20 protein-coding genes and 1 pseudogene are annotated in these 17,029 nt (G+C 51.4%); 18 read left to right on the top strand and 3 right to left on the bottom strand.

The features are described 5' to 3' along the window. Positions 1–79 precede the first annotated feature (79 nt). The 3 genes and pseudogenes from AC2JC8_RS02450 to AC2JC8_RS02440 all read left to right on the top strand — a co-directional run. A complete protein-coding gene (locus tag AC2JC8_RS02450; protein ID WP_484594148.1) occupies positions 80–1,000 on the top strand; it encodes an LOG family protein in 921 nt (306 codons plus the stop codon). Further along, positions 997–1,608 carry an imidazole glycerol phosphate synthase subunit HisH gene (hisH, locus tag AC2JC8_RS02445; RefSeq protein ID WP_484399647.1) on the top strand — a complete coding sequence of 204 codons (612 nt, stop codon included), beginning with the start codon at positions 997–999 and terminating at the stop codon, positions 1,606–1,608. Before AC2JC8_RS02450 ends, hisH begins: the two co-directional genes overlap by 4 nt. Beyond that, positions 1,605–2,123, top strand: a pseudogene (locus tag AC2JC8_RS02440) (RsmD family RNA methyltransferase); the annotation flags it as partial. The gene hisH and the pseudogene AC2JC8_RS02440, both read left to right, overlap by 4 nt. A 24-nt stretch (positions 2,124–2,147) precedes the next feature. Here AC2JC8_RS02440 and petG read toward each other — a convergent pair. Continuing rightward, positions 2,148–2,261: a cytochrome b6-f complex subunit V gene (petG, locus tag AC2JC8_RS02435; RefSeq protein WP_015110794.1), complete on the bottom strand. Its 114-nt coding sequence runs from the start codon at positions 2,259–2,261 to the stop codon at positions 2,148–2,150. Positions 2,262–2,354: 93 nt separating this feature from the next. On the opposite strand from petG, the gene AC2JC8_RS02430 reads away from it, so the two are divergent. From AC2JC8_RS02430 to AC2JC8_RS02370, 13 genes are all read left to right on the top strand, one after another. Then, positions 2,355–2,753, top strand: a complete 399-nt coding sequence (locus AC2JC8_RS02430; RefSeq protein WP_484399646.1) for a c-type cytochrome — start codon at positions 2,355–2,357, stop codon at positions 2,751–2,753. Beyond that, positions 2,750–3,496: an RNA methyltransferase gene (locus AC2JC8_RS02425; RefSeq protein WP_484399645.1), complete on the top strand. Its 747-nt coding sequence runs from the start codon at positions 2,750–2,752 to the stop codon at positions 3,494–3,496. The genes AC2JC8_RS02430 and AC2JC8_RS02425 overlap by 4 nt, the downstream gene beginning before the upstream one ends. A 24-nt stretch (positions 3,497–3,520) precedes the next feature. Next, the gene (locus tag AC2JC8_RS02420) at positions 3,521–4,543 is read left to right on the top strand and encodes a serine hydrolase (protein ID WP_484399643.1); all 1,023 of its coding nucleotides are present in this window, start codon (positions 3,521–3,523) and stop codon (positions 4,541–4,543) included. Continuing rightward, a complete protein-coding gene (locus AC2JC8_RS02415; RefSeq protein WP_484594147.1) occupies positions 4,540–5,919 on the top strand; it encodes a DUF3370 domain-containing protein in 1,380 nt (459 codons plus the stop codon). Before AC2JC8_RS02420 ends, AC2JC8_RS02415 begins: the two co-directional genes overlap by 4 nt. A 2-nt stretch (positions 5,920–5,921) precedes the next feature. Beyond that, complete coding sequence (gene bchI / locus AC2JC8_RS02410; protein WP_484399641.1) at positions 5,922–7,019, top strand: magnesium chelatase ATPase subunit I; 1,098 nt, start codon at positions 5,922–5,924, stop codon at positions 7,017–7,019. Continuing rightward, entirely contained in the window at positions 7,001–7,462 is a 462-nt protein-coding gene (ruvC, locus tag AC2JC8_RS02405; RefSeq protein WP_295458927.1) for a crossover junction endodeoxyribonuclease RuvC, read from the top strand. The genes bchI and ruvC overlap by 19 nt, the downstream gene beginning before the upstream one ends. Then, positions 7,459–8,004, top strand: a complete 546-nt coding sequence (locus AC2JC8_RS02400) for a 5-formyltetrahydrofolate cyclo-ligase (protein ID WP_484401542.1) — start codon at positions 7,459–7,461, stop codon at positions 8,002–8,004. Before ruvC ends, AC2JC8_RS02400 begins: the two co-directional genes overlap by 4 nt. 76 nt (positions 8,005–8,080) lie before the next feature. Next, entirely contained in the window at positions 8,081–8,272 is a 192-nt protein-coding gene (locus AC2JC8_RS02395) for a hypothetical protein (protein ID WP_484401543.1), read from the top strand. 3 nt (positions 8,273–8,275) lie between these two features. After that, positions 8,276–8,710: a hypothetical protein gene (locus tag AC2JC8_RS02390; protein ID WP_484419803.1), complete on the top strand. Its 435-nt coding sequence runs from the start codon at positions 8,276–8,278 to the stop codon at positions 8,708–8,710. Then, on the top strand, positions 8,685–9,095 hold the full coding sequence (locus tag AC2JC8_RS02385) for a SufE family protein (protein ID WP_484401546.1): 411 nt from the start codon (positions 8,685–8,687) through the stop codon (positions 9,093–9,095). The genes AC2JC8_RS02390 and AC2JC8_RS02385 overlap by 26 nt, the downstream gene beginning before the upstream one ends. A gap of 25 nt (positions 9,096–9,120) precedes the next feature. Continuing rightward, positions 9,121–10,425 carry a homoserine dehydrogenase gene (locus tag AC2JC8_RS02380; protein ID WP_484401547.1) on the top strand — a complete coding sequence of 435 codons (1,305 nt, stop codon included), beginning with the start codon at positions 9,121–9,123 and terminating at the stop codon, positions 10,423–10,425. Positions 10,426–10,461: 36 nt separating this feature from the next. Next, a complete protein-coding gene (locus tag AC2JC8_RS02375; protein WP_484401548.1) occupies positions 10,462–12,048 on the top strand; it encodes an ABC transporter substrate-binding protein in 1,587 nt (528 codons plus the stop codon). 2 nt (positions 12,049–12,050) lie between these two features. Then, complete coding sequence (locus AC2JC8_RS02370; RefSeq protein ID WP_484401549.1) at positions 12,051–13,070, top strand: ABC transporter permease; 1,020 nt, start codon at positions 12,051–12,053, stop codon at positions 13,068–13,070. Here AC2JC8_RS02370 and AC2JC8_RS02365 read toward each other — a convergent pair. Further along, positions 13,044–14,585, bottom strand: a complete 1,542-nt coding sequence (locus AC2JC8_RS02365; protein ID WP_484594146.1) for an alpha/beta hydrolase — start codon at positions 14,583–14,585, stop codon at positions 13,044–13,046. The genes AC2JC8_RS02370 and AC2JC8_RS02365 overlap by 27 nt on opposite strands. On the opposite strand from AC2JC8_RS02365, the gene AC2JC8_RS02360 reads away from it, so the two are divergent. Both AC2JC8_RS02360 and AC2JC8_RS02355 read left to right on the top strand, forming a co-directional pair. Beyond that, positions 14,552–15,871 (top strand): MFS transporter, encoded by a 1,320-nt coding sequence (locus tag AC2JC8_RS02360; protein ID WP_484594145.1) that lies wholly within the window; start codon positions 14,552–14,554, stop codon positions 15,869–15,871. The genes AC2JC8_RS02365 and AC2JC8_RS02360 overlap by 34 nt on opposite strands. Before the next feature lie 142 nt (positions 15,872–16,013). Beyond that, positions 16,014–16,715 (top strand): VIT1/CCC1 transporter family protein, encoded by a 702-nt coding sequence (locus tag AC2JC8_RS02355; RefSeq protein WP_484419807.1) that lies wholly within the window; start codon positions 16,014–16,016, stop codon positions 16,713–16,715. Between the two features lie 3 nt (positions 16,716–16,718). On the opposite strand, the gene AC2JC8_RS02350 is transcribed toward AC2JC8_RS02355, so the two are convergent. Continuing rightward, positions 16,719–17,029: DUF933 domain-containing protein (locus AC2JC8_RS02350; protein ID WP_484594144.1), on the bottom strand; the 311-nt coding region annotated here is incomplete at its 5' end.

Here is a 17,029-nt window from a genome sequence, read left to right as displayed (position 1 = left end):
GGAGTTAGCCATCAGCAAGCCGCTCAGCTCATTAGCAGATGCGCTGATAGATCATCCCCATGGAGCAGCTGCTTCAAGGGTGTTGGAAACTTTGCTGGAGATCAGTAGATCAGCAGCCAATACAAACGATTGGCAATTAGTCGAAGCCACATTGGCGGATATTGCAGCAGCTTTTGCTCTGTTTCATCCCCATCGCAATATCCGCAAATTGGCGGTTTTCGGTTCCGCCCGCAGCAAGGTAAGCGATCCTGCTTATCTCCTTGCCATGGAGTTGGCAGAGGGGGCTGTGAATTGCGGCTTTGAAGTGATGACCGGCGCCGGCGGCGGTGTAATGGAAGCGGCAAATCGCGGTGCAGGCACTGACAAATCTTTTGGTTTAGATGTGCAACTGCCATTTGAACATTTGACAAATAAATATATCGACAGCCCGACAAGGCTGCTGAGCTTTAGTTATTTTCACACCAGAAAATTATTTTTTTTGCGTGAAACCGATGCAGTTGTAGTGCTACCGGGTGGCTTTGGCACTTTAGATGAATTATTTGAAGCCCTTACCCTGATCCAAACCGCAAAGAATCCACCAGTGCCAGTGGTATTACTTGCTCCATTGGGGGATAACTATTGGGATAGTTGGCAAGATTACATAGATACAAGCCTGCTAGAGCGCGGCTTTGTTTCAACTCAAGACAGTTGCATTTACCGCAGCGCAAATTCAGCCAAGCAAGCTTTGCATTTGATTAATGGGTTTTATAAAGTTTTCAAGGCCAGCCATTACAACGCAAACAAGTTGCAATTAAACCTGAACTATTACCTACCGGAAAATGAACTAAAGTTAATAAATAAACAATTTAGCCACATATTGCTTGAAGGAGAGATTTACAGCACAAATAATATTGGACGCGGCTCCAATTTAGAGCTTTCTTTTGATCAACGCCAGATAGGTGGTTTATACGCACTGATCGATTATTTAAATGGCCTTGATCTGAGCCATTACCCGCAATGATTGGCATAATCGATTACGGAATGGGTAATCTGCATTCTGTAGAAAAGGCATTAGTTAAATTAAATGCCCAAACCCTAATTATACAAAAACCAGCACAACTAGCTGAGCTATCGGCACTGGTTTTACCCGGGGTGGGAGCATTTGATCCAGCGATGCAAAGGCTCTCAGAAGGGGGCTGGGTGTTGCCATTACAGCAGTGGGTGGGGCAGCAAAAGCCTCTGCTCGGCATCTGCCTTGGCTTGCAATTGTTATTTGAAAGTAGTGATGAAGGTTGCTTGCCAGGCTTGCAACTATTGGCAGGAAAAGTAGCGCCTCTACCGCAAATACCGGGGGAGCCAATACCACACATGGGTTGGGCACCGCTGGAATTAACAGCTAGCAATTCATTATTTGTGCCAGGCAGCACTCCAGATTGGATGTATTTCGTGCATTCATATGCCGCTATTCCAGTTGATCCCAGCTGCATTACTGCCTATGCCCCTTATGGCACAAGCAAGGTGGTGGCTTCAGTTGGGAGAGGAGCGCTGCAGGCAACTCAATTTCATCCTGAAAAATCAGGTAATGCAGGCTTACTGATGCTGCGGCGTTGGCTGCAAACCCTGCCATGAGGCTTAGCAATGGTCAAAAATTACAAAGCCCCCCCGGGATAGTGGCGCGTCCCACCCTTGCCCTAGTGCGGGAGGCGGTGATGAATTCCTTGGGAGCCCAGTTAGAGGAAAGCCGTTGGCTTGATCTTTGTAGTGGCAGTGGCGCTATGGCCTGTGAAGCCTTGCTGCACGGAGCAAGCTTTGTGCAGTTGGTGGAGGAAAATCGCCGTATTGCAGCTGTTGCCCGCAGCAATCTGCTGGCGTTGGGGGATGAATATCGAGCCAAATGGCAGCTGGCGGTAGCTGAGGTGAGTTGGTGGCTTGATCGCCACCAAAACAAAGCATCGGTAGAACCGTTTTCATTTATTTATGCCGATCCGCCCTACAAATCAAACTTATACGGGGTGATTTGCAACGGCATAAAGCAAGGGCAATTTCTTACCCCAGAAGCATCTTTATTACTGGAATGCTCAAGGGATGAGGCCCCACAATGCATCGAGCCATGGCAGCAGCTACACCGTCGCCGTTACGGCCGCACCTTGGTGTTGCAATGGCAGCTTTCAACCGCCGAGAGCGCTACCTCTGCGGTATTGATTCCAGGCAGCAACGAAAAGACCCACCAGGGTTACGGGGATCAGGCCTAAAACGATGCCGCAAAGGAGTGGTTCAATCATCGACCAGCTTCTGTAGATAGGATTTGTTCATTCAATTTAAGACCTGCAGCACCCTCACCTGTGCTTCCACAACAACTAATGAAGTGAACTGCATTGACGCAAACACAAGTAAATGAGGTTGCAAACGCTTCAGAAGCGCCCCAACGCCGCGGTTTGATCACGGCGTTAGTGGCAATTGCTTTGGTTGCAGCTGTATTTTTGGCATTTTTTTTATATGGCAACAGCCGCCAAGATCCATATACGCAAAGCAGTTTGGCCTTGCAGGGGGATCAGGATCGGGGTTCAAAATTGTTTTTAATTAACTGTGCCGGTTGCCATGGCATTGCCGGCCAGGGCGTAGTTGGGCCAAATCTGCACGGCGTAAGCCATCGCAAACGTGATCAGGCATTAATTCAACAAGTAATTAGTGGAAACACTCCACCGATGCCTAAGTTTCAACCCGATCCCCAATCAATGGCCGACCTCCTCGCCCATCTGCACACGCTGCAGTGATATCTGCAAATTTAGTGGTGGTGTTGGTGGAAACCGCAGGGCCCCTAAATCTGGGCAGCGTTGCAAGATTATGTGCAAATTACAAACCAAGCAGATTACGGCTGGTAAATCCCCGTTGCGAACCCGGCGATCCCCTGGCCAGCTTGATGGCAGTGCGCGGGGGGGAATGGCTTGAAAAGGTGGAATTTCACAGCAGCCTCAGCGCTGCATTAGCCGATTGCCGCAGGGTTGTGGCCTGTTCTGGCCGCATCGAGGCCCAAGAACGCCAACATCACAATCCCAAAGAAGCAATTGGCTGGTTGCTGGAGCCCCAAGCAGGTCCAGCCCAGGTGGGTTTGGTATTTGGCCGCGAAGACCACGGTTTAAGTAAGGAGGAGTTGCTTTTAGCTGGAAGATTGCTGCGAATCCCCACTGGCCCTGGCTACGGATCTTTAAATCTTTCCCATGCGGTTGCCATTTGCTTTGCTGAAATTCAGCAACAATTGGAACAGCAAAAGGATGCTTGTGCGCCCCTTCAAGCACTCGATAGCCCGTTAGCAAGCCATGAACAGCTGGAGCAAGCCATCCAGGATGCTGAGGCATTACTACTGAATGTGGGCTTTCTTTATCCCCACACCGCTCGGGCACGAATGGGGAAATTGCGGCAGATCTTGCTGCGGGCTGAACCAAATGCTGAAGAAGTTGCTTTATTGCGTGGCATGGTGCGGCAACTGCGCTGGGCTATCGGCCGCGATTCTGGGTAAGTTGGCCTGCGCATAGGCCAAGTTTTGAGCCAACGTTTTTCCGCAAGCCAACCAGCTTTATTACTTCTGAGGTTGCTAATCCTTGGGGTGGGCCTTGGCGTGCTTACAGGCACCGTTTTGAAGCTGTTGGCGCCACGCTTTAGCGATGCCGGCGCTGGCGTTAACAGTGCAATCCCGGTTATTACCCGAGGCAGCATGGGGGAATTCAAGCCAAAACTTGAATTAAGTGCTTTGAGCCAAACCTATGCAAAATTGGCGGCCCGCCATCCGGATCTCAAAGTTAGTGCCTTTGCACTGGTGCTAGATAACGGGAATTACGCGCAGCTAAATCCAGATACCCCGCTACCAGCCGCTAGCGCGATCAAAACACCAATACTTCTTGTTGCGTTTGAAGCAATTGATCAAGGCAAGGCGAAATTAAACGAAAAACTAAGCCTTAGCAAAGTTGTAGTTGGTGGCGGCTCAGGTTGGATGGGCAGCCAACCGATGGGCAGCCGCTTCAGCTTCAATGAAGTAGCAACTGAAATGATTCGCGTTAGTGATAACACTGCCACAAATTTATTAATCCAAAGATTGGGCGGTAAAACTGCATTAAATGCAAGATTTTTAGAGCTTGGTTTACTAGATACCAGCATCAAAAACTGGTTGCCAGACCTTGATGGCACAAATACCAGCAGCGCAAAGGATCAAGCCCGCGCCATTGCCCTAGTAGAAACCGGTAAGGAGTTATCACCTCGCAGCCGAGATTTATTTCGTTCAACCCTTGGCAGCTCAAGAACAGACACCTTGATCCCCAGCGGCTGGTTGCAGGGCCTAGGGGGCGGCAACGACGACGTAAACACTGCTTTGCTATCAAAAGGGGTGAGGATTTTCAATAAAACCGGAGATATCGGGATCGCTTACGTGGATTCAGCCCTAATTGAATTACCCGATGGCCGGCGCGCTGTGGCTTCTTTCATGGTGAAGGGTCCTTTCAACGACCCCCGCAGCACTGATCTAATCCGCGCTATGGCAGCAGCCACTGCAGTTGCTCTGGGGGCGAAATGAGATTTGCTTTACTGCCGGCGGTTTTAAGCAGTTTTTTCTTTGAAACTCTTCTGCTTCCGGTGCTGGCCCAAAGCCAAACGGAACAGTTTCGCCCTGGCCAAGTGCGGGCGCTACCCGGTCAATTAGACCGCAGCTTGATGGTTAACGACAACAATCCAGAGGTGATTAAGGGCCCTGGGATTCTGCTTTCCACCTTTGATGGCAAAAGCCGTGGGGTGCCAAATGCCCACTTAAATGTGCCCCTAGAGGGCAATTTTGAATTATTTAGCCACCACATTTTTGCCGGTTCAGGGCCGCAAGCAAATAGCACCCTTTGGCAGGGCATCGTGGTTGGGAACCGCAGCAATAAAGCAGTAACCGTAAGGATGCCAACTGGCGCTAGCTGGTTATCTCAACCCGATGCCCCCTTTTTGCCCCTACCGGGCCAAATGGAACACGATGGTTTGAGCGTATATGCAGGGCCTGGCTCCAGGGTGGCGGGAGATCTTGTTGCTGGAAACGCCCCCAGACCAGCCTGGCTACCCGCCAGCATCAGCCTGGGGCCAAACATCAGCCAAATGCTGTTTAGCTTGCCTATACCTGTAAAAGGTTTGGATCCATTGCTAAACGGCCGCAATTTGCAGGTGCGTTTTGAAACGGATGGCCCTATCGCACTTGCAAGCCTTGCCTTAATAAGTGATACCCCCCCCAGCCCAGAGCAATTTCTTGAGCTTTTAGATGGCGGTTTAAGCGAAAAAGAACATGCCCCAACCCCAAAGGGGGCACCGGGGGCAATGATTTATTCGCGCGTAAGCGGAGTTCAACAAGGGCGACGCTGGAGGGGTTTGTTGAGCGATCCAGGTAGCAAGGTGTTGCAGATTGGCGAGCAGCCGGTGAGTTGGCCAATTGCCAGCCTGCAAAAAGGAACCTTTGGCACCGGCCAGGTGCAATCAGCACCATTGATGGCTTTCTACCCCAATACCGCATGGGAAGCCCACGGTAACTACGGAGTGGAATACGACCTTGATCTCCCCCTTCGCAACAACAGCAAACAAAATCAACAATTGGCCTTGAGTTTGGAATCACCGCTAAAACGCGATCGAAAAGAGGGGGGGCTTCTTTTTAAAAATCCAGCCGGCCCTGCAGTTTTTTTTCGCGGCACCGTGGAGCTGCGCGGATTAGATGGCAACCCCGGCCGCAGGTACCAACATTTGGTATTGCGTTCGGGTGATATGGGCAAACCCCTTGGCCTCATAACCCTGGCACCTGGGGAACAACGCAATGTGCGGGTGCGATTGATCGTGCCAGCAGACATCACCCCAGTGCAGGTGCTTACGGTTACACCGTTGGCGCCAGCCCCAGCTGTGAAACAATCCGAACCAGTGCCCGTTAATTAGTGGTGAGCCAGGTTCGCAAGCGCAGGGTGTATCCCTTCACCGCCATCGTTGGCCAGGCTGAGATGAAGCTGGCTTTACTGCTCAATGTGATCGATCCACGCATCGGTGGCGTGATGATCATGGGTGATCGGGGCACGGGCAAAAGCACAACAATTCGCGCTCTAGCTGATTTGTTGCCGGAAATTGATGTGGTGGCTGGCGATCCATACAACAGCTCCCCCACCGATCCAGATCTCCAAAGCGTTGAAGTGCGCAACCGCGCCGAAGCCGGGGAAACACTGCAGGTGGAACCGCGCCAAGTGCCAATGGTGGATCTACCGCTTGGCGCTACGGAAGATCGCCTTTGCGGCACTATTGATATCGAAAAAGCCCTTAGTGAAGGGATCAGGGCCTTTGAACCTGGCTTACTGGCAAAGGCAAATAGGGGTTTGCTTTATGTGGATGAAGTAAATCTGCTTGATGATCATTTGGTTGATGTTTTATTGGATTCAGCAGCATCTGGCTGGAACACAGTGGAGCGGGAAGGTATTTCTGTGCGGCATCCGGCCCGTTTTGTATTAATAGGTTCGGGGAATCCAGAAGAAGGTGAATTAAGGCCGCAATTGCTTGATCGTTTTGGCATGAGCGTTGAGGTGCGCACCGTGCGCAATGCCCAGCAGCGGGTGCAGGTGGTGGAACAACGCAGCAGTTTTGATAGCGATCCGGATGCCTATCTTCAGCAGGTGGAAGCAGCTCAACAGCAATTACAAAGCCTGGTGGTGGCAGCCCAGCAACGGTTATCAAAAGTTCAGTTAGATCCTGATCTACGTCTAAAGATCTCCGAGGTTTGCGGCCAGTTGAATGTAGATGGGCTGCGGGGCGACATTGTTACAAATAGGGCAGCTCGAGCCCTAGCAGCCTATGAACAGCGACTTGAAGTGAGTGATGAAGATGTAGCTCGAGTGGTGGCTTGTTGTTTAAGGCATCGCTTGCGTAAAGATCCACTTGAAGCGGTGGATTCCGGCGAACGGGTAATAAAGATGTTTTGCCAGGTGTTTTCAAGGCCAGTGCCAAAAGATTTAAGTGAATTTGAATTAGCCCTATGCGCATCCTCGGTATAGATCCAGGTTTAGCTCGGGTGGGCTACGGCGTAGTAGAAACTGGGCCGCCAATGGCAATGCTTGATTGCGGCGTTATCAGCACAGAAGCGGGCAGAAGTGAAGGCCAGCGAATGGTGGAAATCGCTAATGATCTACGCCAATTAATCCGCCGCTGGCAGCCGGATTTAGCCTCGGTGGAAAAGTTTTTCTTCTACCGCTCCAGCAACACAATTGCGGTAGTGCAAGCGCGCGGGGTATTAATTATGACCCTGGCTCGTTTTCGCATACCGATTGTTGAATATCCGCCGATGCAAATAAAACTTGCCCTAGCCGGCCACGGTCACGCCGATAAAAGTGATGTGCAAGATGCCGTGATGCGTGAATTAGAACTAACTGAACGGCCCAAACCAGATGATGCCGCTGACGCATTAGCTGTGGCCTTAACAGCCTGGTTTCAACGGTGAAATCAACCCTACGCCATGAGTTAAGGCTGCTGCGCTCACAAATCAGCGCCAAAACATTTGCTGATGTAGCTCAACAAACCAAACTAATAGTGCCGAAACTTATCAATAACCGCCCTGGCGCTGTAGCGATCTATTGGCCTTTAGCTGGTGAGGTAAATCTCTTAGCACTTGCTGAAAATAATATTGAGCTGGCTTTACCTCGAGCGGAAGTTGGGGGATTGCAGTTTTTTAGTTGGAGCAGCAGCACCCCTCTTACGAAAGACAGCTGTGGTATTTCCGCCCCTACAGGGAAAAATCCACTTTCTGCAAAGCAAGTGGCGTTGATGCTGGTGCCCGCCTTAGGAATCGATCAACTGGGCATTCGGCTTGGTTCTGGCGGTGGCTGGTACGACCGCCTACGGGCAGCCGCCTGTTGGAGGGAGGTGCCCGCCTTGGTGGTGTTACCCCATGCATGCATAAAAGCAGAACTACCTTGTGATCCATGGGATATTCCGTTTGCTGGCTGGATTAGTGAATTGGGGTTGCATTGGCTACAAATTTAAATAAGCGTTTCAATTTCCCTAGCAAGCGCCATACCCTTGCCAGGATGAGTAAGTAAGCAACGCGAAGCAGGTGTTGGTGGCTATTCCCATTTCAACTTCAGATTCTGTTCCAAATCTTGAATCCGGTAAATCCTTACCTAACAAGCCTGCAGCGGTTGCAAGCAAGCAGCAACGCTCTAATCGGGCCCTTGAACTAATGATCGGCTCAATGGTTGGCATGGTGCAAGTTGGGCGCTTAGATCAAGCTGGCGGTTTTCCTGGTTTCTGAGCGATGTTCAAAGGGCTAGCAAAGAGCAAAGCAAATATTGCAGCTATAACAGGGATTTCCTGTTTATTGATTGGAGCAGCACTGCAGCCTTCAGTGAAAGCCCATGGAGTGGAAACAAACTTTAGTGGCTTAGGAGCCTCTGGTTTATTGCAATTTCGTACTTATTTTTCCACTGGTGAGCCTTTAGTTAACGCTGAAGTGCGGCTGCAATCCCCCGATGGCAGTGAAAGCCTGAAGCTGGGCCGCACCGGCAGTGATGGCAGCTTTAAAGCAAAAGTGCCCGCCCAAGCCAACCGCGAATGGGAGGTGGTGGTAGATGGCGGCCCGGGCCACCGCGATTATTTGGAATTAAGCCGCCCGCTACTTGGCATCAGCGCCCTAGGCTCATTTGCATTCATTGGATTCATCCGCCATGGCAAGCGGCAGCGCCGCCCTTGATCAAATTGTTGCCAAGTTAAAAGGCAGCAGTGATCCCAAACGCCGTTATGAATATGTGTTGTGGTTAGCAAAAAAATTACCGCCAGCCCCTGCTGAATTGCAATGCGAAAGCAATCGGGTGAAAGGTTGTGTATCCCAGGTTTTTGTCGCCCCCACTGCAGGCGTTAACGGCTTGCAATGGCAGGGGGAGGCTGATGCACAAATCACAAAAGGTTTATTAGCACTTTTAATTGCAGGGCTTAATGGCCTCAGCGCCAGCGAGGTGCAAGCAATTGATCCTTGCTTTATTGCAGAAACCGGCCTGCAAGGCAGCCTTACCCCATCAAGGGCTAATGGATTTCTCAATATCCTGCGCCATATGCAGGCTCAGGCAGCGCATTTATAGGATCAACTCATACCGAAACGTTTGAATGGCAATTGGTATTGGTTTGCTGGGGCTTGGCACGGTGGGGGCAGGGGTGGCTGAAATCCTGCTTAATCCCAGTGGCCGTCATCCTTTAGTTGCAGAGCTCGAATTGCGCCAAGTGGCGGTGCGCAGCCTGGCGCGAACCCTTCCCCAAGGATTTAGCCAAGAATTGCTCTGCACCGATGCCGCTGCTGTGGTGGCAAATCCTGCGGTGGATTTAGTGGTGGAAGTTATGGGGGGGATTGAACCGGCTCGCAGTTTGATCCTGGCTGCTATCGAAGCAGGTAAACCTGTGGTAACTGCCAATAAAGCAGTGATCGCCCGCCACGGAGCTGAAATTGCAGCAGCAGCAGCGGCAAAAGGTGTTTATGTATTGATGGAAGCAGCGGTGGGTGGCGGCATCCCAATACTTGAGCCGTTGAAACAGTCGCTTGGGGCAAACCGCATTGAGCGGGTAAGCGGCATCATCAATGGCACCACAAATTACATTCTCAGCCGCATGGCCGATGAAGGGGCTAGCTACGCAGCAGTGCTAGCTGACGCCCAGGCTCTTGGTTATGCAGAAGCCGATCCCGCCGCCGACGTAGAAGGCGGGGATGCTGCAGATAAAATCGCCATTATTGTGGGCCTTGCCTACGGCGGCCTTGTTGATAGAAGCCAAATCCCCACAGAAGGGATTGCTAATTTGCAGTTGCGAGATATTAACTACGCTCGAGAATTGGGTTATGTAGTGAAGTTATTAGCGGTAGCTGAACGGGTTAAAACTATTACTGATACAAGTGAAGTGCTTGATGTGAGGGTGCATCCCACCTTGGTGCCCAAAACCCATCCGCTGGCTGGGGTAAACGGAGTAAATAACGCCATATTGGTGGAGGGAGATCCAGTGGGGCAAGTGATGTTCTACGGGCCAGGAGCTGGGGCAGGCCCCACCGCTAGTGCTGTGGTAGCAGACATTCTCAATATTGCAGCGATCCAACAAGTGGGAGGCCCTGCTGCAAAGTTGGATCCATTGCTTGCTGCCACGAGTTGGCGCAGTTGTTGTTTAGTAGATAGCGCAATTACAAAACATCGCAACTATGTGCGTTTCCAGGCGGCGGATCTTCCTGGGGTGATTGGTCATATCGGCAGTTGTTTTGGTGCCGCTGGAGTTAGTTTGCAATCTATCGTGCAATTCCAATCCCAAGGAAGCGGTGCTGAGATTGTGGTGATCACCCATGAGGTGCAAGAAAGCAACTTTCGCCACGCCTTAGAGATGATTCTTTTGCGCTCGGAGGTAGAAGCTGTTGTGAGCTGTTTACGCACCCTCTAGGCAAGGCAATAAGTTGGAGTTGCATAAAAGAAACTCTTGCCTAATTCCAAAAAAAGCTGGATTTTCCCCCTGCTTGGCTTGTGGCTTGGGCTGAGTGGTTGCAGCAATTTGCAACTGCAGCAGAAACAGGCCCCAATTGTGGTGGCCAGCTTTGGCTCTATCGACACGATCGATCCAGCCCAAGCCACTACTACTGCTGCCATCCAACTGCTGTCGTCATTGGGGGATCCCCTTTACGGAATTAGCGCTGATGGCCAGATAGAACCGAGGCTGGCAATTGCCTTACCGCAGATCAGCAACCAAGGGCTTAGGGCGGTGATCCAGCTGCGCAAGGGGGTTATTTTTCATGACGGCACCGCATTTAATGCCGAAGCAATGGCTTTTAGTTTGCGGCGGTTTATAGCGATTGCAAAACTTAGTTATGTGGTGGGAGATCGCATCACAGCGGTAAAAGTGCTCGGCCCCTATGAATTAGAACTCACCCTGCGCAGACCCTTCAGCCCCCTTGCGGCACTGCTCAGTTCCACCAGCCTCACCCCTGTTTCACCAACTGCTTATAAAAAACATCAACGCAGTTTTTTAACAGGCAATTTTGTTGGTACAGGCCCTTATCAACTCAGCTTCACCAGCCCGCAATTGCAAAGGCTGACGCCGTTTAAAAAATATTGGGGGCAAAAACCAAGCAACAACGGAATTGCGATGGTGAGCATGGGCACTTCCACCACCCTGTTTGGCGCATTGATGGGTAGGGATGTGGATGTATTGCTATCGAGCAGCGTCGAACCGGATCAGCAAAAAACATTACGCAAAGAGGCCCAGCGGGGCGTATTGCGAGAAGGGGTGGGGCCAGCACTAGAAATCGGTTATCTCAGCGTGTTGAGCGATCGCCCCCCCTTAAATCGGCTTGGCTTACGAAAAGCCTTGGCCTACAGCCTCAATCGCCCCCAGATCAGCGCCAGGGTGAGCGACAACATCCGTACACCGCTTTATGGCCTTGTGCCGCCGAGCTTGGCCGGGGCAAAAGCGGGCTGGCCGGAGCAAAACCTTGCTGCCGCCCGAAAATTATTTGAGCAAGAGGGATACTGCGCAGGCAAAACCTTGGCCTTAAATCTCACCTATCGTTCAAATGTGCCAACCGATCGTCTCTTTGCCCTTACCTGGCAGGAGATGTTGAATGCAAAGCTCGGTGATTGCTTGCAGCTAAAAATCACGGGAATGGAATCCACCACCGCCTATCGGCAACTTGGAGATGGTGCATTTCAGTTGATAATGCTGGATTGGTCGGGAGATTACCCCGATCCTGATAACTACCTCGTGCCATTACTGGCCTGCAAACGCCCCCAGGGTTATGTGTGTTTAGAAGGTGAAAGCGCCGCAAGCGGTAGTTTTTGGGCCGCGCCAGGTTTGCAGAAACAACTTTTAGAAACTGAGCAAATCACTGGCCCCGCCCGCTTAGAAATGCTCAAAACCGTGCAGCAGCGCGCAGCCCTTGGAGTTCCTTACTTACCAATTTGGCTTGTGCGTTCAAGGGCCTGGGCGCGGCCACCCGTAAGTACACCACGTTTTGATGGCAGCGGCCGCTTAATCCTTGCCCAATTACAGATAGAAAAGGGGGCTCGATAGGAATGGATCGCAGCAAAAAGCTCTTGCGTTATCTCGCTAGCAGGCTGCTGCTAGCACCAGTGATGCTTTGGCTGATCTCAAGCTTGGTATTTCTATTGCTGCGAGTGGCACCGGGTGATCCGGTAGATGCCCTACTTGGCAGCCGCGCCAGCGCTGCTGCCAGAGAACAGTTACGACAGCAATTGGGCTTAGATCAACCACTACCAATGCAATATTTAGATTTTTTAGGTGATCTGCTTAAGGGTGATCTCGGCACCTCAATGGTGAGTGCAAAGTCTGTGGGGGCAATTGTGCGGGATGCCTTGCCCGCCAGCATTGAATTGGGATTTGTAGCCCTAGTAATAGCAATTGTATTGGGCTTAATCGCTGGCTTTAGCGGTATTGCAAAACCAGAGGGAAAAATTGATTTAGCGGGCCGGTTATATGGAATCAGCACCTATGCGTTACCAAGTTTTTGGGCAGCGATGGTGTTGCAACTGATATTTGCGGTGGGCCTGGGTTGGTTCCCCGTGGGGGGGCGATTCCCGCCAACACTGGTGCCACCGAGTGGCACTGGCTTCTATCTACTTGATGGGGTGCTGCAAGGCAATTGGCAGGTGGTAAGTGGCGCATTACGCCACCTCGCTTTACCAGCTTTCACCCTGGGGCTGTTATTAAGTGGCATTTTCGATAATGCCTTGCGGCTAAATCTGCGCCGTGTATTGCGTTCCGATTATGTGGAAGCGGCCCGCAGCCGTGGCATCAGCGAAACACAAGTTGTGTTGCGCCATGGCCTTCCCAATGCTCTGCTGCCGATGCTCACGATTGCTGGTATCACGGTGGCTTCTTTAGTGGGAGGGGCTCTATTAATAGAGGTGATCTTTTCCTGGCCAGGTATTGCAAATCAATTACAAGAAGCAATCAACCGGCGTGATTACCCCTTAGTGCAAGGAATTGTGGTTGTGGTGGCAGCTTTAGTGGTGATGGTGAGTTTGGTGGTTGATGTGTTGGTAGCCCTATTGGATCCCCGCCTCAACTTCTGAAAACTGCTGCAGAGGCCGCAATTGCTTGAGCAGCTTGCGATCGATCACATAGGCCTGCACTTCACCCTCATTAAATACACCCAGCGGCGCTGACTGCCCCTCCTCGATACTGCGCAAAAAGCTGATTTGGATTTCCAGCAACATCGTTTGCACCTGTTGCGGATCCTTACCAACAAAATCTGTACCCAAATGCATTAACGCTTGTTCTTTTTCAAGGCCCACTGCAGAAAAATGGCTAGCACCTTCAATTACTGCTAATCGGCTGCGGGGATTTGGTAATTGCTGAAAAGGCAGCAACTGCTCCCGCAATGGAGATGTAACAAGATCGAGGCTGCCCCCCAACATCAATACAGGTAATTCCAAAGAACGTAAACCTGCATCACCCCAAAGCAAACTGCCAAAACCATTTATTGCTACCACTGCTGCAAGATTGCTTGGAGTATTTATTTTCGGCAAATTTAATGCTGTGAGTTGGCATTGCAATAGGTAAGAGCTATCTAATACAGGAATGCTCAACATTGCTTTTGCGCAACGTTGCTCAAGGCCAGCTTGCAATTCAGCGCCAGCCCATAGCAGTCCAGCTACTCCACCTAAGGAATGTCCAAGCAGCATCAGCCGTGGCGGGGTGGGATGGGGGCCAAACCGCAACTGCTGGCTGGCAATTGCTGCACTAATTGCCTCAAAATCTTGAATTCGATTAGGCAGGCTTTCAATGCCTGGCAGGGCAGCTCTCCCCTCCAGCAGGCCTCGCACCGCCTCAGCGTCACTGCCTTGATGCTGCACTGAAACCACTGGCCAACCCTGGGCTGCAAGGCCCCGCCCCAGCCAGGCCAACTGATCAATCGAGCCACCTAAGCCATGGCTAAGCAAAAGCCAATGGCTTGCAGAGCTTTTCCCCTTTGGCCACCACAGCTGCAATGGGATGGGAGCAAGCCGGTGCGCAACAGGGAGGGTTGTTTGTATTGAATTTTCTGCATTCAGGGGCTCAACAGGCAAGGCAGCAAAAGTGCGGGGAGTTAGTGCAAGGCTTCTTAGTTGTTTTTGCAGGCTTATCTGCTGTTGCAATTGAAGCCGGAGCCGTTCTGCTAACTCCGTTAGAGCATCGAGATCAAGGCTTAGTTCAGTTACAGGGGCGCCCCTAAGTAAGGCGAGCACATTGGCAAAATTTGATTGTTGCAACAAATTGAGTAGCAGATCACCCCCATCTCCTTTGGGAGAACGCAAAAGTCTGCCCAGTTGTTGCACCAACTGTTGCCCAGCCCAGCTGTTAATTATCGGCGCCACTGAACTTCCCTTTAATTGCAGCGGTTGCAGTAACAACTCACGAATACTGCGCTGGGTATTTGGATCCAACAGATTTAACCAGGGGCCCAGCTCCTTGTTGTCTTTTGGCTGAAGGGCCCAAGCTTCCAATTGTTGAAGATCTAAGGGAATCTCCAAACCAGCTGCCTTCACGGTTAAGCGTTCAGCTGCTAACAGGGGTGGATGCCATAAACAAAACACTGCTACTGCCAAGACAACCTTGGCTAAAGGTTTATGGATCAGAGTTGGCGAACGAAGCAGAAACAATGGTGCAACTTGCCAGGTGGTGGCTGCAATTTCCGCGCACCTTACGCCGAGTGGCGCAGATTCGAGGTGTAGCAGCGTTAGGGGCTGGGGGAATTTTGTTCCTTGGCCCGCTTGTATTCAACCGTTTGGGGCTTAGCAGCAGCCAAATAGGGCTGGCGTTAGCACTTTCCAGCGCCGTTGGCCTTGTGGCAAGGGCAAGCAGTGGCCTGCTGCTCGATCGGGGCGTTGCGTTAGGAACACCTCTACGGCTGGGGGCGATTTGCTCAATCGGCGCAGATCTGCTGCTGTTTCGAGCTCATAGTTTTCATGCCTTTGTGCTGGGTGAACTATTGCTTGGTTTAGCGATGGGGCTTTATTGGCCTGCTGCCGAATTGGCCAGCGCCCAATTCAGTGCGCCACTGCCTTCTAGTGAAGGATTTGCGCTTGCCCGCACAGCCGATGCCCTTGGAATAGCTGCAGGTGCGCTAATTGGCAGTTGCATCGCTTGGGGGCTAGGGGCCCAGGCATTGCGTTTGATCTACGGAGTGGATCTAGTGGGAATGCTGGTTTTGTTATGGCTGATCAGGGAATTACCAAAACGGGGATTACCTCCAGCGCCAGCAAAATTAGCGCCAGGCCAAAAAAGAAGCTGGTGGGGGCAATCATTACTGCCGTTATTGGCGGTGTCGTTATTAGGAACCGGGCTGTTAACACTGCAACAAAGTGCGTTGCCATTGGATCTTGCTAATGGCGGTTTAGCTCGGGCGGGCTTACCAGAAGCGGGCGGTGGATTATTAATTGTGTTGCAACTATTGCTGGTGCTGATATTGCAATGGCCGGTGGGTCATTGGCTCGGCAGCAAACCGGTTGCAAAAGGATTGCGGTTGAGCTTGCTCTGCTTTAGCGGCGGCTGCTTTCTTTTGGCCCTTTCAGCTTTGCATCCAAAAGGTTTGGTGTTGCTGTTGCTGGCTCAACCCTTATTGGCATTAGGCACAGCTGCTTTTTTACCCACCATCACTGAAGCAGTGGTGGAATCTGTTAGCAGCGAAAATCAAGGCCTAGCTTTGGGTATCTATTCACAAACCTGGGCAATCAGCGGGATCAGCTTGCCACCTTTAGCTGGTTTGCTGATGGAGTTTCAAGGTCATGGCTTAGGGCTTTGGCTTGTGATGTCTGGGCTTTGCTTAGCAGCATTGGGGTTACTCCAACCTTCATGGGGTAAAGGTTCCGTTCCGTATTCCCAATCGTCGTAATCGGGATCGTTGCGAATTTTTTGATGCAATTCCTTCTGCACCTCAAAATCGTGCTGGCCAGTGGTTTCAGATGGCTTTTCGTTTGGGGTATTGGCCATGAGAATATCTTTAAAAAACTGATATTTGAATAAGATTATGGCCTATGCAATTGCAACGCCGCCACCGGGAAGCCCATAAAAGCCATCGGGCCGGCTGGTTGCGGGCGGCGGTGTTAGGGGCAAATGATGGCACCATTTCAGTGGCCAGCCTGGTGGTTGGGGTTGCCAGTGCAAGCAGCAAACCAGAAACGCTGCTAATTACCGCCTTAGCTGGATTGGTGGCTGGAGCTGCATCCATGGCAGCTGGTGAATATGTGTCGGTGCAAAGCCAGGCAGATACAGAAAAAGCAGATCTGGCTAAGGAAGCGGCGGAATTGATATCTGATCCAGAGGGTGAATTAGAAGAACTCAGCTCGATTTACAGATCCCGGGGTTTGGAGGCCAGCCTCGCCAGGGCTGTAGCTGAACAACTAAGCCTTCAAGGGGCCTTAGAAGCCCATGCCCGCGATGAATTAGGCATCAGCGAAACCCTTAGGGCAAGGCCTTTGCAGGCAGCTTTTGCATCAGCTTTGGCCTTTGGCTTGGGTGCACTGGTGCCATTGCTGGCGATATTGCTAGCTCCAGCTAGCAAGGTGGTGCCCTTCACGGTGTTGCTTTCCCTTGGCAGCCTTTTGATATTTGGTGGCATGGCCGCAGCGGCAGGTGGGGCATCTGTGCGTAGAGGAGCCCTGCGGATGGTGATCTGGGGCGCCGTTGCCATGGGGCTCACCTCAGCGGCCGGCCATTTATTTGGCGTTAATCATTAATCATTAAACATTAAATAAAAACTCCATTACATCACCTTCTGCCACCACATATTCTTTACCTTCACTTCGCAGCCAACCCTTGGCCTTGGCTTCTGCAAGGGAACCTGCTTCTAGTAATTGGCCATAGCCAATTGTTTGAGCACGGATAAAACCCCGTTCAAAATCTGTGTGGATCACCCCAGCTGCTTGCGGTGCTGTCATGCCTGATTTAATGGTCCAAGCGCGGGTTTCCTTTTCACCTGTTGTGAAATAAGTGCGGAGGCCAAGCAGTTGATAGGTGGCGCTAATCAAACTGCGTAATCCACCTTCACTAA

The sequence above is a fragment of the Synechococcus sp. genome, from assembly GCF_982614295.1.
The sequence above is the reverse complement of the archived record's forward strand: the minus strand, read 5'-3'. Positions and strand labels throughout refer to the sequence as shown.